General features: G+C 60.6%; 21 protein-coding genes and 2 tRNA genes. 14 read left to right on the top strand and 9 right to left on the bottom strand.

Annotated features, from left to right (window positions below; all coding sequences use genetic code 11):
- Positions 1-7 precede the first annotated feature (7 nt).
- Entirely contained in the window at positions 8-307 is a 300-nt protein-coding gene (locus CU669_RS22005; RefSeq protein ID WP_112143586.1) for a methyl-accepting chemotaxis protein, read from the bottom strand.
- Positions 308-404: 97 nt separating this feature from the next.
- Positions 405-1169: an alpha/beta fold hydrolase gene (locus tag CU669_RS08410; RefSeq protein ID WP_112143584.1), complete on the bottom strand. Its 765-nt coding sequence runs from the start codon at positions 1167-1169 to the stop codon at positions 405-407.
- 212 nt (positions 1170-1381) lie between these two features.
- On the opposite strand from CU669_RS08410, the gene CU669_RS08405 reads away from it, so the two are divergent.
- The 11 genes from CU669_RS08405 to CU669_RS08355 all read left to right on the top strand — a co-directional run bounded on the left by CU669_RS08405 (position 1382) and on the right by CU669_RS08355 (position 13746).
- Positions 1382-3967: a sensor histidine kinase gene (locus CU669_RS08405; protein ID WP_112143582.1), complete on the top strand. Its 2586-nt coding sequence runs from the start codon at positions 1382-1384 to the stop codon at positions 3965-3967.
- On the top strand, positions 3964-4332 hold the full coding sequence (locus tag CU669_RS08400) for a response regulator (protein ID WP_112143580.1): 369 nt from the start codon (positions 3964-3966) through the stop codon (positions 4330-4332). The genes CU669_RS08405 and CU669_RS08400 overlap by 4 nt, the downstream gene beginning before the upstream one ends.
- Before the next feature lie 13 nt (positions 4333-4345).
- On the top strand, positions 4346-4801 hold the full coding sequence (locus CU669_RS08395) for a cache domain-containing protein (protein WP_112143578.1): 456 nt from the start codon (positions 4346-4348) through the stop codon (positions 4799-4801).
- A 53-nt stretch (positions 4802-4854) separates the two neighbouring features.
- Positions 4855-6171 carry a DUF1800 domain-containing protein gene (locus CU669_RS08390; protein WP_112143576.1) on the top strand — a complete coding sequence of 439 codons (1317 nt, stop codon included), beginning with the start codon at positions 4855-4857 and terminating at the stop codon, positions 6169-6171.
- Positions 6172-6175: 4 nt separating this feature from the next.
- Positions 6176-7357, top strand: a complete 1182-nt coding sequence (locus CU669_RS08385) for a DUF1501 domain-containing protein (RefSeq protein WP_112143574.1) — start codon at positions 6176-6178, stop codon at positions 7355-7357.
- Between the two features lie 271 nt (positions 7358-7628).
- Entirely contained in the window at positions 7629-8849 is a 1221-nt protein-coding gene (locus tag CU669_RS08380; protein WP_112143572.1) for a tyrosine-type recombinase/integrase, read from the top strand.
- A gap of 356 nt (positions 8850-9205) precedes the next feature.
- The gene (locus CU669_RS08375) at positions 9206-9406 is read left to right on the top strand and encodes an excisionase family DNA-binding protein (RefSeq protein WP_112143570.1); all 201 of its coding nucleotides are present in this window, start codon (positions 9206-9208) and stop codon (positions 9404-9406) included.
- Positions 9390-11636, top strand: coding sequence for a phage/plasmid primase, P4 family (locus CU669_RS08370; RefSeq protein ID WP_112143568.1), 2247 nt, complete (start codon positions 9390-9392; stop codon positions 11634-11636). The genes CU669_RS08375 and CU669_RS08370 overlap by 17 nt, the downstream gene beginning before the upstream one ends.
- 543 nt (positions 11637-12179) lie before the next feature.
- Entirely contained in the window at positions 12180-12884 is a 705-nt protein-coding gene (locus tag CU669_RS08365) for a recombinase family protein (protein ID WP_112143694.1), read from the top strand.
- A 284-nt stretch (positions 12885-13168) separates the two neighbouring features.
- On the top strand, positions 13169-13414 hold the full coding sequence (locus CU669_RS08360) for a hypothetical protein (protein ID WP_112143566.1): 246 nt from the start codon (positions 13169-13171) through the stop codon (positions 13412-13414).
- Entirely contained in the window at positions 13411-13746 is a 336-nt protein-coding gene (locus CU669_RS08355) for a hypothetical protein (protein WP_112143564.1), read from the top strand. The genes CU669_RS08360 and CU669_RS08355 overlap by 4 nt, the downstream gene beginning before the upstream one ends.
- A 76-nt stretch (positions 13747-13822) precedes the next feature.
- Here the strand turns inward: CU669_RS08355 and CU669_RS08350 are convergent, their stop codons facing one another.
- The 5 genes from CU669_RS08350 to CU669_RS08330 are packed head-to-tail and all read right to left on the bottom strand — an operon-like array spanning position 13823 to position 22190.
- Positions 13823-14539: a M48 family metallopeptidase gene (locus tag CU669_RS08350; RefSeq protein ID WP_112143562.1), complete on the bottom strand. Its 717-nt coding sequence runs from the start codon at positions 14537-14539 to the stop codon at positions 13823-13825.
- The gene (locus CU669_RS08345; protein ID WP_112143560.1) at positions 14539-17589 is read right to left on the bottom strand and encodes a type I restriction endonuclease subunit R; all 3051 of its coding nucleotides are present in this window, start codon (positions 17587-17589) and stop codon (positions 14539-14541) included. Before CU669_RS08345 ends, CU669_RS08350 begins: the two co-directional genes overlap by 1 nt.
- Position 17590: 1 nt before the next feature.
- Complete coding sequence (locus CU669_RS08340; protein ID WP_112143558.1) at positions 17591-18526, bottom strand: endonuclease NucS domain-containing protein; 936 nt, start codon at positions 18524-18526, stop codon at positions 17591-17593.
- Positions 18523-19800 (bottom strand): restriction endonuclease subunit S, encoded by a 1278-nt coding sequence (locus CU669_RS08335; protein ID WP_112143556.1) that lies wholly within the window; start codon positions 19798-19800, stop codon positions 18523-18525. The genes CU669_RS08340 and CU669_RS08335 overlap by 4 nt, the downstream gene beginning before the upstream one ends.
- A complete protein-coding gene (locus CU669_RS08330) occupies positions 19791-22190 on the bottom strand; it encodes a type I restriction-modification system subunit M (protein WP_112143554.1) in 2400 nt (799 codons plus the stop codon). The genes CU669_RS08335 and CU669_RS08330 overlap by 10 nt, the downstream gene beginning before the upstream one ends.
- Before the next feature lie 181 nt (positions 22191-22371).
- Here CU669_RS08330 and CU669_RS08325 point away from each other — a divergent pair, with 181 nt between their 5' ends.
- Positions 22372-23127: an AbiU2 domain-containing protein gene (locus CU669_RS08325; protein ID WP_146747699.1), complete on the top strand. Its 756-nt coding sequence runs from the start codon at positions 22372-22374 to the stop codon at positions 23125-23127.
- A 128-nt stretch (positions 23128-23255) separates the two neighbouring features.
- On the opposite strand, the gene CU669_RS08320 is transcribed toward CU669_RS08325, so the two are convergent.
- A tRNA-Asn gene (locus CU669_RS08320) sits at positions 23256-23330 on the bottom strand.
- Positions 23331-23404: 74 nt separating this feature from the next.
- Positions 23405-23478 (bottom strand) — tRNA-Cys (locus tag CU669_RS08315).
- 250 nt (positions 23479-23728) lie between these two features.
- Between CU669_RS08315 and CU669_RS08310 the strand changes: the two genes are divergently transcribed.
- Together CU669_RS08310 and CU669_RS08305 are read left to right on the top strand one after the other, a co-directional pair.
- Complete coding sequence (locus tag CU669_RS08310; protein ID WP_112143551.1) at positions 23729-25102, top strand: TolC family outer membrane protein; 1374 nt, start codon at positions 23729-23731, stop codon at positions 25100-25102.
- Positions 25103-25243: 141 nt separating this feature from the next.
- Positions 25244-25963, top strand: a complete 720-nt coding sequence (locus tag CU669_RS08305) for a DUF2497 domain-containing protein (RefSeq protein ID WP_239988606.1) — start codon at positions 25244-25246, stop codon at positions 25961-25963.
- The last annotated feature ends 33 nt before the right edge of the window (positions 25964-25996 follow it).

The raw sequence follows: 25996 nt of genomic DNA, 5'->3' as shown, positions 1-25996 counted from the left end.
ACCGGGTCTATTCGGCGATGGCTTCGGCCCGCATATTGGTCGCCAAGCGGCTGAGCTCCTCCACCGCGGCGCCCATTTCGGCTTCCAGCGACTGGGTGATGCCGTCAATGCTTTCCGACACATGCTTGACCTCGCCTGCCACGACGGCAAAGCCCTTGCCCGCCTCACCGGCCCGCGCCGCCTCGATCAAGGCGTTGAGGGCGAGAATGCGGGTGGTGCCGGTGACCTTCTTGATCTCCTCCACCTTGCGGGACACGACGTCGGCGAGGGCGGCGGTCAATTCGATGATGCGGTCTTGGTCGGACATTGGAAGCTCCGGCACTGAGGATGGGGCAGTGTAAGGGGGACCGGTCGTCGGGGCAATCCACATCGTGCCGCTTCGGACCGCTGGCTATGCAAATATTTTATCGCTGCGGACGCGGTCTCGAATCCACTTTGATCCATTGGGCGATGGCGCCGACCACCTCGTCCTCGATGCCGAAATAACCATGTGGGGCAAAGGGTTCGCAGGCGTCACTTTCGCGGGGCTTGCCGCCGTCGAAGCTGAGGAGTTCCTTGCGGGGGGCGTTGATGGCCCCGTCGAGGATTGTCCGCCCCCTGCGCGGCGGTGACGCCGCGCAGGTGTCAGCCGCATGGTTGACGACCAGCAGCGGCACGCGAATCGCCTCTAGATCGACACTGAGGACGGTTTCAGCGGTGTTGCGGGACATCTCCGTGACGCTGGACGTCAGGACAATTCCGTCGGGGCCGTCCGCTTGCAGACGGGCGGCGGCATTGGCGGCCGACAAAGTGCCCATGCTGGTCCCGATGGCCCAGACAGGGGCATCGGCCATGCGGCGCAGCAGGGCAATGGCGGCGGCGGCATCCAAGGCGTGATCTTCTCGGGTGCGGCGATTCCATAGGGCGGTCGCGCTGTCTGAGGGCGTATCGATGATCGCCACCAGGAAGCCATTCGCGGCAAACTGGTCCGCGGTGCGAAACAGAAAATTAGCGCCGCGCTTGCCGGAAGGGTGGTCCGGCCGCAGACCGAGGCCGCCGCCGCCGCCCACATAGAGCAGAACACTGGCCAACGGCTTGGTGGCGGGGTGAATGATCAACAGGCTTTCGGTCACCCCGGGGCGCGAGTCGATGGTGACAACCTCCTCGCTGGCATTGGCAGGGCCAGCCATCGCCGCGTAGCACAGAACTGCCGCCGACAGACAATGTGCAATTCCACGGCTTGATCTGACTTGGAGTGTGGGCATTTATCCTTCATTCATATGGGTCAAAAACCGCATTTATACGTTTGGTGTATCTGAGCTATATCTGTAGGACAGTGGCCTCGCTGGAAAGCGGTGGCTTGGCAAACATTTGCGGATCGTGGACCAAAGGACACTTGGCGATGGTCGAATTGAAAGTTCAACAAAGCTTTGGCATTCGGGCAAAGCTTATTTTGATCTTCGTGGTGATCAAGGTCATTCCGCTCCTGGTTTTGGCGGCTTTCGCATGGCGGGGCCAGAACTGGCTGGCCGATCGCGTGTCGGAGAACGTGGTGGGAATGACGCGCAATATGCGTGAAACCGCCGAAGCCGTGGCCAACACCACCACCAATTCCGCCATCAAGGCTTTGGACGACGGCGCCAGGGAAGCGCTGGAGCGCCTGACCACCGACACCGCCCGTTCGGTGGCGCTCTTTCTTTATGATCGCGACAAGGACGTGCGGTCCGCCGCTCAATTGGTCCAGACCCAAGAGAGCTACGCCCAGTTTCTCGCCGAGCGCAAGCGGCCGGTGGAGCGGCACTTCCCCTGGGTGTTGTCTCCCGATGGCGCATCCTGGGTGCCGGGGCCGGAAGCGACGCCACGCTACGACTTGCCAAGGGTGCAGGCGAGCATCGAGGACAACCGCAAGAACTTCAATTACCGGCCGCCCAGTGACGTGGGCAATATTCAGGAAAAGCCGCTGTTCCTTGAGATGACCTTCGTTGGCCTGGATGGCCACGAGCAGGTAAAGGTCACGACCTCGCCACTGATGTCGCCGCAATTGCGCGATGTCTCCAAGCGGGAAAACACCTTCATCAAGGCGGAAACCTATTTCGAGGCGCTAAAGGCGCTTAAGCCGGGCGAGATTTATGTCTCCGACGTCATCGGCGCCTATGTTCCGACAACCTTGATCGGGCCTTTCACCCCCAAGACGGCCGAGGCCAAGAAGATCGCTTTCGAGCCGGAAAAGGCGGCGTTCGCCGGGACCGAGAATCCGGTGGGGCGGCGCTTTCAGGGATTGGTGCGCTGGGCCACTCCGGTGGAGCGGGGCGGGCGCATCGTCGGCTGGGTGACCCTGGCCATGGATCACGATCACCTGATGGAATTCACCGACCATATCCTGCCCACCAGTGACCGCTATTCGCCCATTCCCGACGCCGCTTCGGGTAATTACGCCTTCATCTGGGACTACAAGGGGCGTTCCATCGTTCATCCCCGCCATTATTTCATCACGGGCTATGATCCGCAGACCGGCGAGCCTGCGATTCCGTGGCTGGATGCGGAGCTCTATAAGTCCTGGAAGGACAGCGGCAAGCCCATCACCGAGTTCCTTGCCACGGCGCCGACATTCCTCGAGCAGTCGCTGAAGAAGAAAGGGGCGGTGGAACTGGTCAAGTCCGGCAATCTTGGCCTGGACTGCCGCTACCTCAACCACGCGCCGCAATGCACGGGCTGGATGGATTTGACCAGCCAGGGCGGGTCAGGATCCTTCGACATATTCTGGAGCGGCTTGTGGAAGCTGACCACGGCGGCCACCATTCCCTATTACACCGGCCCCTATGCCAAGTCGCCGCGCGGCTTCGGCTTCGTGACCATCGGCGCCAACGTGGACGACTTCCACGCCGCCGCCACCAAGGCCAAAAGCGATACCGACCAATTGATGGCGCAGCGCGATCTGGAATTGCAGGCCAATCTGGACAGCGTCATGGCGCTGATTTCCACCCAGGTCCAGGATATGGCGCGCCAGCTTTCGGTTTCCACCATCCTGATGACCTTCGTCGTGGTCGGAATCGCGGTATGGATGGCGTCGTTCCTGACCTTGCGCATCACCGCGATGGCGGCTGGAATCAAGCGCTTCCACGAAGGTGACTTGGCTCATCGCCTCCCGGTGCATGGCAATGACGAGATGGCGCTGTTGACCGAATCGCTCAATCGAATGGCCGACAGTGTCCAGGGCTCGATCCTCACCCTTCAGGACGCCAAGCACCGGGCCGAGGAAGCCAGCCGCATGAAAAGCGAATTCCTCGCCAATATGAGCCATGAACTGCGCACGCCGTTGAACGGCATCATCGGCTTTTCCGAGTTGATTCGCGACGAGGCGGCCGACGACGAAACCCGCGAAAATGCCGATATCATCGAACGCAGCAGCCGCCATTTGCTGGAACTGGTCAACTCCATCCTCGATATCGCCAAGATCGAGGCGGGAGCCATGACCATGAGCATCCAGACCGTGCCCCTGGCCGCGCTGGTGACCGAGGTATCGTCGGTGCATCAGCCCGTCACCGCGGGCAAAGGAGTAGCCTTCATCTCGGAATTGGCCCCCGATCTGCCGGAAAGCCTGGAAACCGACCCGTTGCGGTTACGCCAGATTTTACATAACCTGCTCAGCAACGCGGTCAAGTTCACCGAACAGGGGCAGATCAGGCTGCGCGTGGCTGTCGATGGCGACTTCGTCCGGTTCAGTATCGATGATACCGGACCCGGTATACCGGAAGACATGCTGGGCGCCATCTTCGAGAAGTTCCGTCAGGTGGATTCCTTCCTGACCCGCTCCCATAGCGGCACCGGATTGGGCCTGACCCTGGCCTCCCATCTGGTGGAATTGCTGGGCGGCCGGATCGGTGTCACCTCGACGGTGGGGACGGGAACCACGTTCACATTCACCCTGCCCTTGGCAGGACATCGGGCCAAGGCGAATGGGCCGGTCGGGACGACGGAGGGGGCATGAAAAAGGCGCTTGTGGTCGATGACAACGACGTCAATCGAATCCTGGCGACCCGGCTGCTGAGCAAGGGCGGTTGGGACGTGGCCGAGGCGGATTGCGGCGATGCGGCCTTGACGTATCTGGCGGGCAACGCGGTCGAACTTATCTTACTCGATGTCAGCATGCCGGGAATGAGCGGCCAGGAGGTCTGCCGCCGCATTCGCGACGAAAAGCTGGGCGGCGAGGCGGTCAAGGTGGTGGCCTATACGGCCCATGCCATGCCGGAAGAAGTGGCCGAGCTTAGACGCGGTGGCTTCGACACCGTGCTGTCCAAGCCCATGTCGCGGGATCGGCTTACCGCCACCTTGGTGGAATTAGGCTTTGTGTAAGGGGGAGAAGACAATGATACGGGCGGTCTTGATGGCGGTGATGCTTTTCGTCGGCTTGGCACGGCCCGGTTTCGCCATGGACAAGCCGACCCAGGACGGCGTCAAGGATTTGACGCTGAAGGCGGCGGCTGTGGTCGAAGCGTCCGGACTTGATCCCGCCCGTGACCGCTTCCACCAGGATGGCGATTTCAAGTATGGCGAAATTTACGTCAACGTCATCGACTACAACGGAACTTGGCTGATCTACCCTCCCAATCCAAAGAACGAAGGAAAATCCGTTCTCAACGTGAAGGATGCCGAAGGCAAGCTGCTGGTCCAAGACATCATCAAGACCGCCAGGGAGAGCGGCGAGGGCTGGGTGGAATACCACTGGCTCAATCCCGCCACCAACAAAATCCAGCCCAAGCTGACCTTCGTGAAGAACGTGGCGTCGCGTAACGTCATCGTCTATGTGGGATTGTACAAGTAGCCGTTTCGCCGCTCGCCTAACATTCGCCCTAATTCCCTGCTACTTGTTTCCCTATGTCAAAGGAACAAGCTCTTCTCGCGCTCTGCCGCTTCGGCATGGGCGCCGCTCCCGGCGAGGCGGCCGTCATGGCCTCGGACCCGCGCGGTTGGGTCATTGCCCAACTGGATGCACAATCATCGGTGTCGGCGGAAATATCCGGGTTCGACTCGGCGGCACGATTGCTGACTCGGCTGGCGGAGCTTAAGCGGGAGCGTAAGGACGACAAGGACGCGGGCAAGGGCGAATTGCGGCGCGCCTTCATCGCCGAGGCCGCCGCCCGCACCCGTGCCGCCGCCGCCAGTCAAGCGCCTTTCGTGGAGCGCTTGGTGCGCTTTTGGAGCAATCACTTCACTGTTTCCACCAAGCGGGCCCAGATCGCTCCTGCCGTCGGCGCGTTCGAGCGCGAGGCCATCCGCCCCCATGTGACCGGACGCTTTCTTGACATGTTGAGGGCGGTGGCGCGGCATCCCGTGATGCTCGGCTACCTGGATAATGCCCAATCCATCGGTCCCAATTCGGTCGCCGGGCAGAAACGGAGCCGGGGGCTGAACGAGAATTTGGCCCGCGAGATGCTGGAACTCCATACGCTTGGCGTCGATGGCGGCTATGACCAGGGCGACGTGGAAAGCCTGGCCCGCATTCTCACCGGCTGGACCGTCGATCCCGCCAGGGGAGAGTTCCGCTTTGTCGCCCGCATGCACGAACCAGGGCGCAAGCACCTGCTGGGGCGGAGCTTCGACGGTGGAGAAGGGGAGGGCGAAGAGGCTCTCGCCATGCTGTCGCGACACCCCTCCACCGCCCGGTTCATCGCCGTCAAACTGGCCAGACATTTCGCGGGAGACGAGCCGCCCGCCTCCCTGGTGGACGCGCTGGCGGGCACGTTCATCCAATCCGATGGCGATCTTAAGGAGCTATCGCGGGTACTGGCCTTGCGCGGCGAGCCATGGGCCAAGCCCCTTGCCAAGATCCGTTCGCCCGACGACCTCGTGGTCGCCACCTTGAAGGCGTTGGGAGATTGGGAGAGGAACGAGGAGGGCGACCGGCGACTGGTTCAATCCCTGGCCATTCTGGGACAGCCGCCGTGGGGCGCCGCGTCTCCCGCTGGCTGGTCCGATCGAGCCGAAGCCTGGATCGCGCCCGAGGCATTGATGCTGCGGCTGGAATGGGCACGTGCGGTCTCTGGGCGCATGGCGCGCCGGGTTGGCGGGACGGCGGCCGTGGCCGATCAGGTCATCATGGCGGGACCGCGGACGCGCCAGGCCATGACTGACGCCAAGGGGGCAGACTCCCTGTTCCTGCTACTGGCCTCGCGCGAGTTTCAAAGGAGATGATTCCATGCTGAACCGTCGCGCCTTTCTGGCCGCCGCCGGGGCGGCCGCGCTCTCCTTCCCCGGACAGGGACTTGCCGGTTTGCCGGGTGATCGCTGGCTGGTGGTCATCATTTTGCGCGGCGGCATGGACGGTCTGCACGCGGTTCCGCCCTTGGGCGACCCATCCTACGGGGCGGCCCGAGGCGCCTTGGCGCTTGGGCGGGGCGGCGAGGGCGGTGCCCTGGACCTGGACGGCTTCTTCGGCCTGCATCCGGCCTTGGTGGGGCTGGAACCGTTGTGGCGGCGCAAGGAATTGGCGGTGGTTCATGCCGTCGCGTCGCCCTATCGCAACCGCTCTCATTTCGACGGTCAGGATGTGTTGGAAGGAGGCGGGGTCAAGGCCCATGCGACCGGTGACGGCTGGCTGGGTCGCGCCGTGGCGGACGGTGGACGAGGCGAGGCCTTGGCCGTGGCCCAGGCGGTTCCCCTTATCCTGCGCGGCGCGGCGGCGCCGTCCTCGTGGTCGCCGTCGCCGATGCCGGGCTTGCCGCCCGAGCAGATCCGGGCATTGAGCGCGCTCTATGCCGATGATCCGTTGTTTTCCGCCGCTTTCGAGGACGGCGTGCAGATGGAGGCCTTCATCGCTGGACTGGTGGATGGCGACGACAAGACCATGGGCGAGGAGCAGCCCAAGAAAAAATCAACCGCCTTTCCCGATCTCGCCATGGCTGCGGGGCGCTTACTCACGGCGCCGGGCGGTCCTCGGGTGGCGGTGATGGAGCTTGGCGGCTGGGATACCCATACCGGTCAGGCCAATCGCATGGCCCAACCGCTGGCCCAACTGGCCGATGGCATCGCGGCATTGGCCAAGAGCATGGGCACCGCCTGGGCCAAGACCGTCGTGGTGGCGGCCAGCGAATTCGGCCGCACCGTCGCCATGAACGGCACCAGCGGCACCGATCACGGTACCGGCGGCGCCATGTTCCTGGCCGGGGGGGCGGTCAAGGGCGGGCGGGTCATCGCCGACTGGCCCGGTCTCGATACCTCGCGACTGCTTGACGGCCGCGACCTGCGCCCCACCCTGGATGGGCGGAGCGTGTTCAAGGCCGTGTTGCGCGATCACTTGCATCTGTCCACGCCGAGCCTGGACTCGATCGTCTTCCCCGACAGCGCGGCCATCAAGCCGTTGGACGGCCTGATCGGGTAAGGCAAGGAAAAAGGCCGGAAACCATTGGTTTCCGGCCTAATCTGGCTCCGGGGGAGGGATTAGTAGTATACCCGCTTTTGTCCGGCTCAATCCGCAAAATCGAGAAAATCAGCGCCTCTCATGAATGGCTGTAATACAAGGGTTTCCGGCATCATCCGGCTTAATCCGGCTTAAGCCGCAAGCGGTTGGCGGGTAAATTGGCGGGTAGGAATTTGGCGGGTAAAGGTGTAAGTTTCACTCGTTTACCAGCCAATCGATCCCCGAGGACAACATGAGCCGCGCTCTGAACAAGTTGACCGACAAGATGGTCAAATCCCTTCTCGACGTCGGCAGCTACAGCGACGGCGGCGGCCTGGAAATTCAGGTGGCGGCGGGAGGCTCGCGGAACTGGGTTTTCCGGTTCATGCTCAGGGGCAGGCGGCGGCAAATGGGGCTCGGAGGCTACCCCACGGTCAGCCTCGCTACAGCTCGTCAGAAGGTCGCCACCGCCCGTGCGCTGGTGGCGGCGGGGATTGATCCCTTGGACCACCGGGAGGAGGCCGCCAAGGTGCTCAAGGTCGCGGAAGCCAAGAAACGGACCTTCCGGCAGGCTGCCGAAGCCTACATCACCGATCAAGAGCCGGGCTGGAAAAACCCGAGGCTCGCCAAGCTGTGGCGGAACACCCTGACCACCTACGCCTTTCCGGTCTTTGGTGATTGGCTGGTGGAGGACGTGGACACCGCCGCCGTGATGGACGTGTTGCGCCCGCTGTGGCTGGGCGGGGAAGGGACCAAGCCGAAGTCTGAGACGGCCTCACGGGTTCGCATGAGGGTCGAGAACATTCTTGATTGGGCCAGGGTTCAGGGGCTCCGCTCTGGTGAGAACCCGGCCCGATGGAAAGGTCATCTCGACCACCTGCTACCGGCTCAGAGCAAGGTGACCAGGATTCAGCACCACCCGGCTATGTCCTATTCCGAGGTTGGCGCGTTCATGGCCGATTTGAGGGGGCGGGAGGCACTTGCCGCCCGTGGTCTGGAACTGCTGATCCTGACGGCTGCAAGAACGTCCGAGGTGTTGGAAGCTCGGTGGTCGGAATTCGACCTGGATGGAGCCACCTGGACCATCCCGCCCGAGCGGATGAAGATCGACCGCGAGCATCGGGTGCCACTGTCAACTCGGGCGGTTGACATCCTGCGTCAGCTTCACGGTGATCGGATTTCAGACACTTGGGTTTTGCCGGGTGGAAAGCCGGATAAGCCGCTGTCAAACATGGCTTTCTTGGTATTGTTGCGGAGGATGAACCGCACCGAAATCACGCCCCACGGCTTCCGGTCTACCTTCCGTGATTGGGCCGCCGAGGAGACGAGCACGCCGAACCATGTGGTCGAGATGGCGCTGGCCCATTCGATCCGCAACGCCGCCGAAGCCGCCTACCGGCGCGGTGACCTTTTCGAGAAGCGGCGGCGGTTGATGCAGGATTGGGCGGACTGGTGCGAACGTCCGGGACCTTGAGTAAATTGCCATGGATTATCCGCCATTACCTGCGTAGACTCATTCCCACGTCCTAGACTCCACCATGATTGCCAAGAGGAGACCGGGGCGGGAGGCGCAGCAAGTGCCTCGGCAGCGGCGAGTGCCGTTGAGATGGGAGACCTGCGGTAGTCCGGTTCGTTCGGTACCGATGCAGGTGAGACCGTCGCCCATGGGGTCCGGTTCGTGCCGGGCCGACGCGATGGGCGATAGCACCAGCGAGGCCCCGTCCGCCACGGGGACTAGCGGCGAGCAACTCCTCCACCCCGAGAAGAGGCGTCACGGGTGGCCCCTGTGGGCCCCTCAGCGTGTGCTGTTGCGGCCCGGAAAGGCCCGCCATGGCAAACCGTCGTTACGAACCTCCGCCCGCCGGGGCGATCTATTACAATATCCGTGAAGCCGCGTATCTGCTCCGTTGTGGACGCGACTGCATCGAATCCCAAATTAAGGCCGGTCGGCTCAAGGCCCGGCTGGTCGGGCGGCAATACCTGATTCCCGCCAGCGAATTTCCGGAGGTGCGCCATGTTGACGCGGCCTGACGCCGAAGACGCCCGCCCCCAGGGTGCGAACCTGGGGGACGGTGAGGAGATCAAGGTAAATGGGGGTGAGGACTACAATAACGGAGGAGGAGTTACTTCGCAACCCGCCAATGATGCTAGTCCAGGGCCTCGTGGTATTTTCGCCGATACAGCGCCTCGTCTGCGTGCTGCTGGACTGTCCGTGCTTCCTCTCTGGCCGAAGCAGAAGAAGCCCGCCCTGTTGGACTGGTCCCGGTTCTGCAACGTGCTCGCCGATGATGACGAGTTCGTGGCCTGGATGACCCACCATGCCGGTGGAAACATCGGATTGGCCTGTGGTCCCGCGAGTGGGCTGGTCGCTTTCGATGTGGATACGGTCAATGGCGAGCTGGTCAAGATTATCGAGACGGTGGCCCCGGCCTCGCCCTGGCGGCGGGTCGGGGCGAAGGGCTGGGTTGGGCTCTACCGCTACAAGGGCGAAAAGACCTTTCAGATCCGCGACGAGAAGGGCGGGACAATCTGCGAGCTGCTGAGCCTGGGTCGGCAGGTGGTGCTTCCGCCGTCGATCCACCCGGACACCGGCAGGGTGTACACCGCCAACATGGAACTTGCGGGGTATATGGAGGGGGGCGGACAGTTTCCCGACCTTCCCGACGACTTCGAGGCGAAGTTGCGGGAGGCGCTGGGGGTGCCGCACGAAAACTCTGGCCGGTTCGAGTTGCCAACAACCATGGGGGCGGGGGGGAAGCATAACCCCTTGGTCAGTCGGGCCGCGCAACTCGCGTCGCTTCACTATGATGCCGATGTTTTGTTTCAAATTCTGCTGACCGAGAACCTGGAGCGGTGCCAGCCGCCCTTGCCTGAGGGCGAGGTACGGGACATTGCGGCATGGGCGTGTAACCGGGGTGCGGTGATCGTCACCGACCAGGACGCTGCAGAGGAGTTCGCCAAGATGTTTCACCGGGACCATCGCTATGGCGGTGGCGTCTGGTGGAGTTGGAACGGCAACCACTGGGGGCGTGATGACGGTGGCGTTGAACGGGCCGTGCGGGTGTTCACCAGGGCGATGGAGCACCGGGCGCAGTCGGTGCAAGATGGTGAGTTGCGCGGCAAGCTGGTGAAGGCGGCCCGCAAGTTCCAGGCGGCGGGCCGCCACGACGCCATCTTGAAAATTTCCAAGACTGAATTGGTGATGAGCATCAACCCGGTCGAGCTGGATGCCAACCCCTGGCTGCTGAACCTCGCCAACGGGGTGGTGGACTTGACCTCCGGCATGTTGAGGCCGGTGCAGCGCGAGGATCTGGTATCCAAGATGGTGGGCATCATGTTCGACCCTGATGCTCGCTGCCCGACGTGGGAACGGTGCCTCAACGAGTGGTTCCAAGGTGATGTCGAGATGGTGGCCTATGTGCGCCGCTGTGTCGGCTACATCCTGACCGGACACAACCGCGAACAGGTGTTCTTCCTGCTGACGGGGGCCGGGCGTAACGGAAAGTCGGTGTTCTTGAAGATTGTCCGGGCGCTGGTGGACGATTACGCGGTTGCGGTCTCGCGCAAGGTCATGCTGGCCACTGGTCCGGGTTATAGCACCGGTCCGACGCCCGAGCTTGTTGCCATCATGGGCGCTAGGCTGGGCACCTTTTCCGAGATCGACAAGGCGGCAACCTTCAACACCGAGATGCTTAAGGGCCTCGTCGGTGACGACCGGATCAATGGACGCCTTTGCCACGAGAACCAAGTTGAATTTTACCCAATTCTCAAGCTGGTGATCGCCACAAACCCACTGCCGAAGTTTGATGGTGCGGATTACGCTTTCGTCCAACGCCTCCATCTCTGGAAATTCGACCACGTCATTCCCGAAGACCAGCGTGATCCCGAACTGGTCCCGAAGCTCATGGCCGAACTTGCGGGCATCCTGAATTGGGCCATTGCTGGCTGCCTGGAGTGGCAGCGGGTGCGGTTGTCACCTCCGAAGAAGGTCATGGAGGCGAGGGACAAGTACGCCGCCGAGATGGACCGGGTGGGGTGTTTCCTGGCCGACCACTGCACCCGCGAGGACGGGGCTAAGGTGAAGCGCAGCGCCCTCTATCAGCTCTATCGGTTCTGGTGCTCTGACATGGGGTACGGCCATGCCACGCTCCAACAATTCGCGGGTGACCTCGAACGCAAAGGCGTCGTCGCCAAGAAGACCGCCGGGGAGTGGTACTTTCTCGGCGTGGGGCAATTGGGGCACGGCGTGGGGCACGTTTAGGGCACGATCAGGGAAGGAGAAACCCAGGCGTTCTGCGGGTTAGGGCAAGTAGGGCAAATTTTTCCGGGTTGGTGGGCTGTCGGCGCTTTTTTCGGTGTGCTGTATGAGAGAAAATATTTTCTAGGTCATATAAAAAACTTGCCCTACTTGCCCTAACCCGCAGAAATCCAAGCTTCCTGATGCCCTAAACTTGCCCTTTTCATGCCCTCGGCTTGCCCCAGCCGAAGGGGCTGGTTAGTGATTAAATAAAACTATGTGCTTGCAATCAAAAATCACAAATAATACCCTGACATACAGGGCGGTCTGCACGTTAGTATATAAACATGTTGACATAAATAGCGTGAACACCTTCCAATTGACTTTCGTTTTATTCTTATATTTTCTTAATCAGTTCCGGTCGTGCCGATTTTAGTCCTGTCAATCCGAAGAGTTACTTATTAACTATCCGCCATCATCAGCCTATGCTTTCCCATGATCCACCGCATGGTGGTGTAACACTTCATGGCTACGTCGGTAGCGATGAAGTGCAACAGGGAGAAGGTGATGCCCGAAGGTCGATATCTCTCTTACATCAGGGTGAGCACCGTCAAGCAGGGCCAGAGTGGCCTCGGTCTTGAGGGGCAACGCGCCGCTGTTCAGAACTATCTGAACGGTGGTCGCTGGTCACTGCTGGGGGAGTTCGTCGAGGTCGAGAGCGGAAAGAAGAATAACAGGCCGGAACTTTCAAGGGCTCTGGCAGCCTGTCGAGTGAAGAAAGCCACGTTAATCATAGCCAAGATTGATCGTCTTGCCCGTAATAGCTCGTTCCTCATGGGTATTATCGACAGTGGCGTGGACGTTGTTTTTTGCGATCTCCCTCAGATACTAGTCGGTGCGGCTGGTCGCTTTATGCTTCAGCAAATGGCGTCTGTCGCCGAGCTGGAGGCCGGTCTAATCAGCGAGAGGACCAAGGCGGCACTCAAGGCCAAGGTCGCTCGCGATGGTCAGTGGGACCGACACGCCGGTCATCACCTTGTTCCCGGCGCTGGTCAGTCTGCCGCCGTCGAGGCTCGCCAGCGCCGCGCCCAAGATTGTGCCGAAGACCTTCGGGTTTATATCGACGATGCAAGAGCCGCAGGCATCACCACCTTACGGGGCCTCGCGCAGGCGCTGGCTGAACATGGCATCGCTTCACCCGGCGGCTCGGAATGGACGGCCACAACCGTGCGCCGTTTGTTGCTCCGCTTGGACGGAGCCCGCGCCACCTGAACGCCACCCCCCACCACCCCACCACCGAGGCCACCCGTGGCCGGGTACGGATTTGCCGAAGACGGGGACTGCCGGAGGGAACACGGAACCGATGGCAGGGACGAGAAGACCGGCGACCCCGGATAGGCTCGTCGCCGCATATGACGTTAATGACGTCGGCTGAAGATTTGAAAGTAAGTTACTAGTAATAATGACGTTGTATCAATTTTAATAATTTATTGTTAGCTATTGTGATAAGTGATAGCGTGATGTCGTAAGCGATAACGCTTGTGGTGGAAAATGAAATGGCGCGAAGAATTTCAAAAATATCTTATGTAACCCCTGAGCAGGCTGAGAAGCTCCGTCTGCTCGCGGCGGGCTCCGGCACCAGCGAATCATACTGGACGGCCAAAATGATCGAGAATGAGTGGTCTCGGCGCTACCTGGGGCTCAGCGTCGATGAGGTCTGGAACCTTGAATGCCTTGCTGGTGAACGGGTCAAGATCAGGCTCGCGGGTGGCCGAAAAATTCGTAGGGAGTATGTGCGATGACCCGGATTGATCTGGAAGGCAACCTTGCCGACATTATCGGCGTTCACCACCCAAAGACGCCCCTCCCACCGGCTGATGCGAAGGATATGAAGACCATCTTCCGATGGCTGTCCGATAACCCTGAATTTGCATTGCCGTTTAATTGGGCTCAGGCCGTGGTGCGTCGTCTGGACCGTCGCAACAAAATGCCCATGTTGGCCTGCAAGATGGCGATTGCATTCCCTCTGGCCCATATGCTGGGCTTCGTTGAATCTGCTGACTCTTTTAACAATGCGATTTTCAGCGGCTCATGGAGTGGATTTGATCCCGCGACGGTAAGGGCATGGTTATGAAGGCGTTGCTGGCGATACTGGCCGGATGGATGGTCTTGGCCGCTAACGAGACCCGCTTGCCGAACTGACCCTGGCCTCAGTACCCCCAACTCTCGTGGCGCACCGGCAGCCTGTTCAGCATCTCCCGATGAAACTGCCACTTGGGTATGAACTGATCCATCAGCGCCACGAAGCGGGCGTTGTGGGTCGGCTCCAGCAAGTGAGCCATCTCATGCACCACGATGTATTCCAGACAATCACGGGGCTTCTTGGCGAGGTCGGTGTTCAGCCGGATGCTCCGGGTGGGGGGGCTACAACTTCCCCACTTGGTCTTCATTCTCTGGACGAAGAACCGGCTGACCGTAACGCCCATGAGCGGTTCCCACTTGGCGATAAGAGGCGGCACGGCGCTCTTCAGCAGACCGCGGTACCATCCATCGATAACCTCGAACTTGGCCAGGGCATCGGCCCCTGAGCGAACCGTCAGCACGATTCGGGAGTGCCGGAGCTCCACGGACGGGGCGGCATCGGCCTCCTTCAAGGTCAGCAGGTAGCGCTTGCCCCAGACATAGTGGCTCTCCCGGTCGAGGAATTCCCGAGGAGGCTCCCGATCCTGATCCAGCATCTTCTGCTGGTGCTGCTTGATCCAGCCGAGTTTGGAGATGGCAAAGACCCGGACGGTGTCGAGGTTCATCCGCAACGGGGCGGAGATGCGGACCCGTCCGGTCGGAGGGTTGACGCTGAGGTGAACGTTCTTAATGTCCTTGAACACCACGTCTGCCGTGATGCCGCCAAGGTCGATCTGATGGGCCATTAATATTCGCTCTGGGCACTGATGACGAGGAAGATGCGCTCCACCTCGCCGACATCACCCAGGATAGCGTAGAGGGCCTGCTTGATCACGCGCTCGCGGGCTTCGACCCCGCGCCAACCATCCGGGCGAACGTCCCGCACGGCGGCATCCACCTTCAGGGCCTTCGCCTCGTCCTGACCCAGGTTGTTCCACAAAGCCCGCTTGCCGGAAGTGTCCAATTTCTCCGGGGTATCAGGGGCCAGCCCCACCTCCACTTTCTTGGCCAAGTCCGCGATCTGCTTCAGGTACTCCTCGTAATCGAGGGCTTTGGCCTTGCGCGCCGCGATGAGCTCGTCCAGCAGCTCTGACATCTTCTCAAAATAGGCAGGATCGGTCAGGTGATCCTTGATGATCTTGCTGCGGACATTGTTCTCGATGCATTCGGCGATGGCGCTGGTGTTGCCCTTCATGCCGCCGAGCTGTTCGTCGATGGCGTTGGCGATGCCGGTTTTGACGATTAGCTCCAGCAAGCCCATGTTGTCGAAGGGTGAAATCTTGCGGGGCTCCTCGGCCTCGATATAGGTATCGATGAGGTGGCGCATGTCGGCCTCGTAGGCCTTCAAATCGAGGGACTCGCCACTGGCTTTGCGGATGACCTCCCGCAGGTTCAGGTAGTGCTCGATCTGCTGCTTGATCCGGGTGATATCGTCCGAGCTGTAACCCGCAGCCTCCAACTCGTCGGAGATGTTGGCGTAGGCCCGGACCAACGACACCGTCGTCTTGTAGAGGGCGGCCCGCTGCGGCTCCCGCTCCTTCAAGTCTGAGGGAATCTCGGTGTTGCCGCAGAAGTAGTGAATATGCTCCAGCGTGCCCTTGGGCGGCTCCACCGGCTCGCACAGGAGAGCCAGTGCCTCAAGGACGTTGTCCAGCCGCTCCCGCCCTTTGGTCAGACGGTCTTGCAACAACACCTCGGGATCGGCACCACCGGCACTGTGATCCAGTTCGGAGGTGTAGACCGCGATGGCGTTCTCGACCTTCTTGAACAGGTCCTTGTAATCGACGATGTAGCCGAAATCCTTGTCGTCTCCATCCAGCCGATTGGTCCGGCAGATGGCTTGGAACAAGCCGTGGTCCTGCATGGACTTGTCGATGTAGAGATAGGTGCAGGACGGCGCATCGAAGCCGGTCAGCAGCTTGTCCACCACCACCAGCAGCTTCATGTTCGCCGGTTGCTTGGTGAACAGGGCCTTGGCCCACTCCTCGTAGGTCTCGGTCTTGTTCATTCCCGGCTTGGCTTCGACGTCCTTCAGCAGTTCGGTGTAGGTGTTGAAGATGAACTGCTTGTCGGTCTCGGTGTTGGCCCCGGTCTCCTCCAGCGTCACGTCCTTGGCCATGGGGTTGTAGGAGGTCACAACGGCGCACTTGCCCTTGAAGGGCGATTTCTGGAACAAGGTGAAGTACTTGCAGGCCTCGTAGATGGAAGACGCCACCAGGATGGCGTTGCCCCGCTCGTTGGACAGACGCGGCTTCACGCTGAAGTCGAAGACGATGTCCGCCACCACCTTGTCCATGCGGCCCTTGGAGCTGAGCACGTTCTGCATGGTGCCCCACTGCTTCTTCAACTCCTCCTTCTGCCAGTCGTTCAGCGCCTTGGTTTTTGCCTCGAACCAAGCGTCAATCTTGGCCTCGGAGCCGAGGCGCTGGTCGATGTCGCGGGCCTCGTAGATCAGGTCGAGGACCACTTCATCCTCCACCGCCTCGCTGAACTTGTAGGTGTGGATGTAGCCGCCGAAGACCTCCAGGCTGGTCTGCTTGTCCGTCTTCAGCAGGGGAGTGCCGGAAAAGCCGATGAACACCGCGTTGGGCATCATCGCCTTCATCACCCGGTGCAGCTTTCCGCTCTGGGTCCGATGGCACTCGTCCACGAAGACGAATATCTCGCCCACCGTCTGACTGGGCTGCGCCTCCAACTCCTTGATGAAGGCATCGAAGTCGTCCACATCCTTGCGGCCGAACTTGTGGACCAGCGAGCACAGCAGCCGGGGCATCGCTTGGCCAAGCTGGGACATCAGGTCACGGCCACTGCTGGTGCGCTTGATGGCGACACCGGCCTCGGTGAAGACCCGTTCGATCTGCTTATCCAACTCGTCCCGGTCGGTGATGATGGCGACGCGGGCGTTGGGGTTGTTCTCCAAGATCCATTTGGCCAGCAGCACCATGACGATGCTCTTGCCGCTGCCCTGGGTGTGCCAGATGATGCCGCCCTTGCGGTCGCGGACATGGTTCTGGGCTTCCTTGATGCCGAAGTATTGGTGGACGCGGGGCAGCTTCTTGACGCCGCCGTCGAACAGCACGAAGTCGTGCATGATCTCGATCAGGCGGTCCTTGCGGCACATCTTGCGGAGGTACTTATCCAGCTTGTAGCCGTCGTCGTCGGCCTCGTCCTCTTTCCACTTCAGGAAGTACTTTTCAGGCGTGCCGATGGTGCCGTATTGCAGCCCCTCGGAGTCGTTGCCCGCGAAAACGAACTGCACCGTGGCGAAGAACCACGCATTGAATTCAGGCTGCTGGTTGGACAGGTTCTGGCGGATGCCGTCGCCGATGGATTTCCGGCTGTTCTTCAGCTCCAGTACGCCAATGGCGATGCCGTTGACGTAGAGGACGATGTCGGGCCGCCGCTCCAGCGGTCCCTTCAGGGTCACCTCCTCGGCGATGGCGAAGTCGTTCTTGTCCGGCTGTCGCCAGTTGACGAGGTGGACGGTCTCGGTGACCTTGCCTGCCTCGGTCTTCACCGGCACGCCGTAACGCAGCAAGGAATAGACGGCTTGGTTGTTGCTGTAGAGACCGCGATTGTGATTGTTCGCCTCGGCGCGCAGCTTGTGGATCGCGGCGCCGATCTGAGCCGGGGTGTAGCCGCTTTTCGTCAGCCAGTCGGAGAGGATGCCCTCGTCGATATTGCTGTTGCCGGGACGGCCGGACCAGTCGCCGAGATAGCGGTAACCCAGATCCTTCTGGAACAGGGCGATGACCCGCTTTTGGGTCGCTTTCTCCGGCGCGCTGATATCGCTCATCTCATCCCTTCACCAGCTTGAAGCTGATCTGGTAACGGTAGAATGAGATGGATGGTACTGCGGCCAGCGCCCAACGCAACTTTTTGTCATCATCCAGGGCGATAATCACGCCCTCGACCATCTGGTCCGGTTCGGCAATCTGTTCCTTCACATAGCCCATGTAGCGCAGGATTTGCCCCACCACCACGTCCGAGGCCCGGCCCCGCTTGAGCTCCACCACCAGCAGGCGCTTCTTGTCCTTGCTGATGGCCAGGATGTCGATGGGACCGGCATCGGTGGCGTATTGCTGCCCCACCGGCTCGCCCTCTTCCTCGTAGATGGCGAAATCCTTGGCCAGGTCGGTCTGGCCCCAATTGGCCACCAGGAAGGCCTCCAGGTGCTTTTCCATGGCGAAGGCCACGGGGTCTTCCACCACCGGGTCGGAGGCGACGATGGTCGTTGTGGTGGCAGCTTGGCCCTCGGCCAGGAACTTCTCGATCTCGGCATGGTGGTCGGTGATGGTGCTGACCGTCCCGATTGAGCCGGTTGAATTGCGCAAGGCCTCGCTCATGGCGTCGCGGACGATGCTGGTGGGCAGCCACTTCACCGACCGGCGATGGGGCAGGACCTGACCGGGGGCATAGGTGTAGTCGCCGATTACTTCGGCCACCCGGTACACACCGGTGCCGTCTGGGCACAGCACGATCTCGCCCTGTTTGATGCCCTTGGCGATGGTCCACAACGCGCCGCAGGCCAGACCGGCGGCGATCTTGCTTTTATCTGGGCGGTTTCGCAAAAAGGTCGGAATAAAAGCCTGATTGAATTGCCGCCATTCTTCGGGCAGATGGCCCGTCAAATCTTGGTTAATGTCGCAGTCCGCGCCGATGAACCCGCCCGCCAAACATTCCGCTGCATGAACGCTCTTTCGGCCCAGCATGATCCGGTAATAGCTCTTCATATCAGGCGTATCCTTCCGGTCAGCAGATTCTGCATCATGCCCTGCTTGATCTGGCGGGCCTTGGCGAGCTTGGCTTCCAGGGTGGCGATTTCGGCATCCATGTCGGAGAGGATGGCGGCGATGGCGGATTGTTCATCCTTGTCTGGAACTGGCAGAACAATCTTGGCGATGTTGGTTTTGCTAACCCCCAAGACCTTGGTGCCCACCGCGTAAAACCGAAATTGCGTCTTTACCGCCTGGGTCTGGAAGCAGTGTCGTAGGTATTCCTTTTCCAATAGCGCCGTCTTTGGTTTGGCGACGATGGTGTGCAGGCCTGATATGTACGGGGCTGCATCGGGATTGATGACCACAATGTGCTTGCTGACGCCTTCGTCATCTTCGGAAGCATCGACAAAAACGACGTCGCCATCGGCCAGCAATGAACCAGCCGACACCGCTTTTAAAGGCACGTCCAACTTGGGGATATCCGCCTGTTCGGCGCGGATGCTGATGAAGTTCTTATGTGAGGTGTGGATGTCACCGTAGTGCAGATAACAGTGGCCATCGGATGAAAGTTGGTCACGCGATGCCGTAAACCCACCGCTAAAATTGAACAGACTTTCGAGCGTCTGCGCCACCCACTCCCCACCAAAGCCCGGCAGGCGCTTTTGCCCCGTCAGTAAGTCCTGCATGGCGCCCTGCTTGATGTGGCGCTTCTTGGCCAAAAGCTGTTCCAGGGAGGCGATCAGCGCATCGGCATCGCTCAGAGCTTCGGCGATGGCTTTTTGTTCAAGCTCGGGTGGCTGCGGAATTAGCAATGCCCGCATCTTTTGGATGCCGAATGCGGCTTGTGAGGTGCTGTGCAGCTCCCTGCCAACCATCTCCTGAACAAATCTTGACTTTAGCCATGCCATTACAAAAAAATGATCTACATTTGGCTTAATAAGTAGAATATTTGCACTCAATGCATAGCGAAATGGTGTTATTGGGAGAAATTTTGGCAGTCCAATTGTGCCGATTTTCCCAAAAATGATGTCGCCAGATTGTATCCGGAAACGAGATTGCTGCTTGTCTACAGCAGATCGGATGATTTTCCGACTTCCTTCCCAATTGACAGAATCGTCACTAGTAAAATCACTAATCCCTATATAGGGTTCGCCGCCGGATAATGCCTGTGGCGTTCTATGATCTGGCTGCGGATCGATGATATTGGCAACAGAATCAAGTCCAGAAACACGCCAATCCTCGGGAATAACGCCAAACTCGGTCTGCTTGAACCCAGCTTTCACGCCCATGTGAGCCCCATCTTCTTCAGGTGCGCGTTCACCTTGGCTTCCAAAGCCGTCACCTTTTCGACCATGCGCGGCAACGGGGCCTCATAGCGTTCGGCTAGTTCCTTGACCCGCTGGGTCAGGCGCTGGCTCAGGCGGTCCATTTCCCCGTGGATGGCGGCGTCCAGGGCGGCCAGCCATTTGTCGCCCACCGCCAGGGTTTTGATCTCGGCCTCGGTCAGTTTGGGGTAATGGCCCAGGGCCTTGTCGTCCAGTTCGGCCTCAGCTTCCTTCAGGCGCTTTTTCATCGCGGTTTCCTGGACATTGGCGTCCAGCCACGCCTTCAGGGCCTCGGCTTCGTCCTTGGATTCCTTGTCGCCCTTGATCTCCTTCAGCCGCGCCGCGACATTGGCCTTGTTGATCTTGTCCAGGTCCGAGAACAGGCCGTCCTCGCCCCCGTGCTCCTCCTCCATCTCGGCCAGCTTGGCACTGATGTCGTCCAACTCCGCCGACAGGGTGTCGATGGCGGCCTGATCCTGGGGGTAATAGCGAGCGACGATCAGCGGCTTGGGGATCAGGTCGCAGGTCCACCCCTTGTCCTTTTCCTTTCCCTTCTTGTCCGTCTCGATGATGCGATAGGGCACTGCTTTCCAGCCATCGGCGGCGATCTGGTAGCAATCGTCTTGCATGGTTTCTGCCCAGTAATCCATCAGGTGCTGATAAACGTCATAGGCATCGATCAGGGGCTTGCCGCTGTAATGGGTCAGCAAATCCTCGGCCAGTTCGGCGATCAATTCCTTGGGGTAAAAGCCCGCCTCCAGCGCCTTCAGCCGTGCCGCCGCCTTGGTCCGCCATTGATCGAAATGGGCGTTCATCCTTGCCACAAAGGTGCTGAACTGAGGGTGGTCATAAATCGCGGTCTTGATGGCCGCCTTCTCGACCGCCAAATCCAGGTAACCGGGGCGGTTGGGCGAAAACAGGGCGGCGCGCAAATCGGGGCAGACCTGCCAATAAGGGGCCAGGGCGTCCACGTCGGCAACGGGGATGCCGCCGTTCAGGTGCGCGTCGATGTCCTGCCTGTCCTCTGGGGTCTGGCTGTCGATATAGCGCGGCAGGTTCAGGTTGAAATCGTTCTTCTCGATCTCGTCCAGCCCCACCATGCGGGCATAGCAGGGCTCGTCGCGTAAATTGATAAAGGTGTCCACGATCCTGTGGATGTCCTGATCGCGCAGCCGGTTCTTGGCGCCGTCCTTCTTGAAGCCGCCGCTGGCGTCGATCATGAAGATGCCCTTGCGGGCCTGGGCGTCTTCCTTGTCGATGACGATGATGCAGGCGGGGATGCCGGTGCCGTAAAACAGATTGGTGGGCAGGCCGATGATGCCCTTGATATAGCCCTTGCGGATCAGGGCGCGGCGGATATCGGCCTCGGCATTACCCCGGAACAGCACGCCGTGGGGCAGAATGCAGGCCCCCTTGCCGGTGCTCTTCAGCGACCGAACGATGTGGAGCAGATAGGCGTAATCGCCCTGCTTGGCGGGTGGGGTTCCGAAGGGCGCGAACCGCTGGTGGGGATCGTGCAACGGATCGATGCCGGTGCTCCAGCGTTTATCCGAGAACGGGGGATTGGCGACCGCGTAGTCGAAGGTCTTCAGCGCGTCGCCGTCCTTGAACTTGGGATCGGCCAGAGTGTTGCCCTGGACGATCAGAGCGGTGGGGTTGTTGTGCAGGATCATGTTCATGCGGGCGAGGCCGCTGGTGGCCTCGTCCTTTTCCTGCCCGTACAGGGTGACGGCGGTTCCGGCCTCGTCGCCCACCTTCAACAGCAGCGAGCCCGAGCCGCAGGTGGGATCATAGACCGTGGTGGCGGCGCTGGTCTTGGCCCCCTTGATGCCGATGATCTGCGCCATGACGCGGCTGACCTCGGCGGGGGTGTAGAACTGGCCCTTGCTCTTGCCGCTCTCGGTGGCGAAGTGCCGCATCAGGTATTCGTAGGCGTCGCCCAGAAGGTCATCGTCCTCGGCCCGGTGCTTGGAGAAATCCAGAGCCTTGTTCTCGAAGATGCCGATCAGATTGGTGAGGCGGTCCACCATCTCCTTGCCGGACCCCAGCTTGCCGGTGTCGTTGAAGTCCGGCATGTCGGAGAGCTTGTTGGCATTGGCCAAGGGGGCGATGATCTTCTTGTTGATCTGGTCGCCGATGTCGGGAGCGCCCTTCAGGGCCACCATGTCCTTGAAGCTGGCCCCCTCGGGCACTGTGACCGGGGCGTAGGGCACCCCGGCGTACTTGTCACTGACGTATTTGATGAACAGCAGGACCAGGACGTAGTTCTTGTACTGGCTGGCGTCCATGCCGCCGCGCAGTTCATCGCAGCTCGACCAGAGCGAGGAATAGAGCTCAGATTTCTTGAGGGCCATTGTTGCGCGTTTGCCTTCCTGCTCTGCCGCCGCCATGGTTGGCGCGGGCAATGTCACTCAGGCGGCTGCTGCCGCCCATCACCGTTAGGGTCTTGGTCTGATCCCCCCGAATTGCACCGGCTAGTTTTGGCGAATGCGGCCGAATGTGCAACCATTCGCGGAAGGAATTATGGAGAGGGGGATGACGGTGGCGAAGAAGCCAAAGGCGGTCTGGACCTGGGATCAAATTGTTCGAGCGATGGAACTCATCAACGAGAACCACTCGCTGGCCATTGGTTACGTCGAGATGCTCCGAATTCCGGTATATGACCAGGAGTACCTGAAGCGGTTCAATAAGACCTTCTCTGCACATGGCCTGGAAATGATACGCAACGCTCTTCATCAGGCTGGTGTGATGTCCCTTTGTCGCCTGTGGGACAGCTCGAAGGACGCCCTATCCATCCCGAACGCTCTTTGCGCCCTGAGGCGATATCCCCATATCAAGGCGACGCTGTCCCGGCGCCACCAGGGCATGATGGAACTCCCTACTGAAATGGCCAAGGTCCGCGACGACGCGCGCGATCCACATATACAAAATTCATTGGAGCGTCTTGCCAGACGGCAAGCCGCCGAGATGGTCACGAGGACGAAACAGACATTCCGGGAGCTCTATTCGCTGGCCGCCCAAGATAGCTTCATTGAGTTGGTTGGGGCGGTCACCAATTGGCGGCACAAGATTGCTCACCCTGTCGTGGTGACCAAGCTTGAACGATCCGGCGTGGCAGTGTCTCCTTTGAAGTGGGGCGACCTGGAAACGGCTTTGGCCCAGACAAGTCAGATCGTGGCGCTGCTGAACCTGCTTATTGATGATCTGAACATCTATCCCAAGGATAGCCACAAGGTTTGGGAGCGGTACGGCGCCGTCTTCTGGAAGAGTGTGTCGGCCACGCCAGAATAAAATTGGAACCGGCCTTGATGAACCATATAGCCTCAATGTGACGGATAGATGAGGGCAGGGCGGTTGGCGGGTAAATTGGCTGGTAAGAAAAGAAAAAGCCGCAGAAACCTAAGGTTTCTGCGGCTATCTGGCTCCGGGGGAGGGATTCGAACCCCCGACCAGCCGGTTAACAGCCGGCTGCTCTACCGCTGAGCTACCCCGGATCATCGATCCCCCCAAGCGGTGCGGTGGACCGAGAAATTCAAGTCGTCTTCACGTCTCCCCAGCTCGGGTACGGTGGAGGCCGAGGCCGGAATTGAACCGACGTACGCGGATTTGCAGTCCGCTGCATAGCCACTCTGCCACCCGGCCTAACCGGCCCGATCGGCCGGGGGCCGACGTGAGGACCGTGCTTATACGCGTAGACGCGAAGGTGGTCAAGCCGCTGTTGAGGGGCGCGGCGCATTGTTTTTTTCGGGCGCCAGACTTGGGACGCGACCGCCCAATCGCCCGGATGCCGAGCCAGGAATAGTCCTTGATCTTCGGCCATGGGAAGCTAATGTTCCTCCACGAGGATTTTCATGCCAGGGATGGGGGCTCCATTTTGCCCAAGAGGTGTCAGATGAGGAAGGCGAGCATCGTGCTGGCCGGTGCGGTCATGGTCGGTTTGTGCGGAGCCGAGGCTGCCTGGGCGGAATCGCTCGAAGACGTGCTGTCGTCGGCTTATTCCACCAATCCCAACCTTTTGGCCCGGCGCGCCCGCGTGCGTTCCAGCGACGAAGCCGTGCCGCAGGCGCTGTCCAACTGGCGCCCCACGGTGTCGCTGACCGGTTCCATCGGTCGCGGCAGCTATTCAAGCAATTCACTGACCCGCTATGATTCTCTGCGTACCCCCAAGACCGGGGCGCTGACCATCACCCAGCCATTGTTTCGCGGTGGCCGGACCCTGGCCGCCACCTCGCAGGCCGACAATACGGTATTGTCGGAGCGGGCGCTGCTGGCCGCCACCGAGCAGTCGGTGCTGCTGGCCGCCGCCACCGCCTATCTGACGGTGGTGCGTGACGAGGATGTGCTGAAGCTCAGTATCAATAATGAGGAGGTTCTGCGCAGGCAGCTGGAGGCGACCCAGGAACGCTTCAAGGTGGGTGAAATTACCCGGACCGATGTCAGCCAAGCCGAGGCGCGGCTGTCCAAGGCCACGGCCGACCGCGTCGCCGCTGCGGGAAATCTGCAAAGCACCGTGGCCAATTACGTCAATACCGTCGGCCATGCGCCCATCAGCCCCAAGCAGCCCGGCATGCCGCCGCAATTGCCGGCCAGTCTCGACGAGTTGAAGACAGTGGCCCTGGGGCAGAACCCCAACGTGGTCGCCGCCGATTTCGCCCATGCCGCTGCTCGCGACGGTGTCGATCTGGTGTTCGGTGAGCTTCTGCCCACTCTATCTCTCAGCGGCGACATCACCCGCACGCTGCAAACGACGACGGTCAAGTCCGAGACCATCGCTCGCGAAGTCTTGTTGAATCTATCTGTTCCTCTTTACGAGGGGGGCGGCACCTATGCCCGTGTGCGCGCTTCCAAGCACACCGCCGGTCAGCGCCGTATCGAATCCGATCAGGCGCGGCGCGATGCGCTGGAGACCGCCACCAAGGCCTGGGAAAGCCTCCAGGCGGCTCAGGCACAGGCAAAGGCCTATGAAACGCAGATCAAGGCGTCCGAATTGGCCTTGGCCGGTGTGCGCGAGGAATCGAAAGTCGGATCGCGGACCGTGCTCGACGTCTTGAACGCCGAGCAGGAGTTGTTCGATGCTCGCGTCAATCTTACCAAGGCGCAGCGCGACGTTCTGGCCGGCGCCTACCAGGTGAAGTCGGCCATGGGACAGATGACGGCCCAGGGACTTAATCTTCCGGTGTCCATTTACGATCCGGCCAAGCACTATGACGATGTCAGTGGGAAATGGATCGGGAACGGCATCGACACGGAGAATGGATACGAGTAGAAATAAAGGTGCCTTGATGCCAATCCGATGGTTGGTTCAAGTTTCTCTTGGTAGCTCGTCGAATTTTAACCATTTGTTACCGGCCGTGGGTCACTATTGCGGCAGGTCCCTTTTCGGGCGCAGGCAGACAGAAGCCGTGACATGAGCGAAGACAAGGCCCAGCAAGAACCATCAATGGAGGATATCCTTGCCTCTATCCGGCGGATTTTGTCCGAGGATGAGGTCGAGGATAAGCCGAAGGCTCCCGAGGCACCGCCGCCCGAGCCTGAACCCGAGCCCATGCCCGAGCCGGAACCCATGCCTGAGCCGGAACCGGAACCGGAACCATCTCAGACCTTCGCTCAGGATGACATCGACTCCATGTTCGACGCCCCGGCTCCGGCGCCTGAACCCGAGCCTGAACCCGAGCCCATCCCGGAACCCGAACCGGAGATGGACGACGATGTTCTCGAACTGACCGAGGACATGGTGATGGAAGAGGACTCGGAACCCGAGCCCGCCTTCGACATCAACGATTTCAAGGCCGATCTCGGCGATTTTGAACCCGAGCCGCCGCCGGTGGTGATGGCGCCCGTTTACGAGCCGCCGCCGCCGCGCCGCCAGCGTCCGCCGGACGACGACTCGCTGATGAGTCCGCCCAATATCGACCACGGCGCGTCCCTTCTGTCCAATCTGGCCCGCGAGATCGTGCGCCAGAAGTCCTTCGGCCTCGGCAACAGCGCCGTGACCCTGGAGGATCTGGTCAACGAATTGCTGCGTCCGATCCTCAAGGAATGGCTCGATCAGAACCTGCCCTACATGATCGAGCGCATCGTCAAGAAAGAGATCGAGCGAATGGTAAACCGGTCCGAAGACTACTAGTCTTGGCCGTATCGTGATATGAGGGCGGTTCGG

Source organism: Paramagnetospirillum kuznetsovii (assembly GCF_003284725.1).
GTDB lineage: Bacteria > Pseudomonadota > Alphaproteobacteria > Rhodospirillales > Magnetospirillaceae > Phaeospirillum > Phaeospirillum kuznetsovii.
Note: the sequence above shows the minus strand (reverse complement) of the source record. Positions and strands in the feature narration are given on the sequence as shown.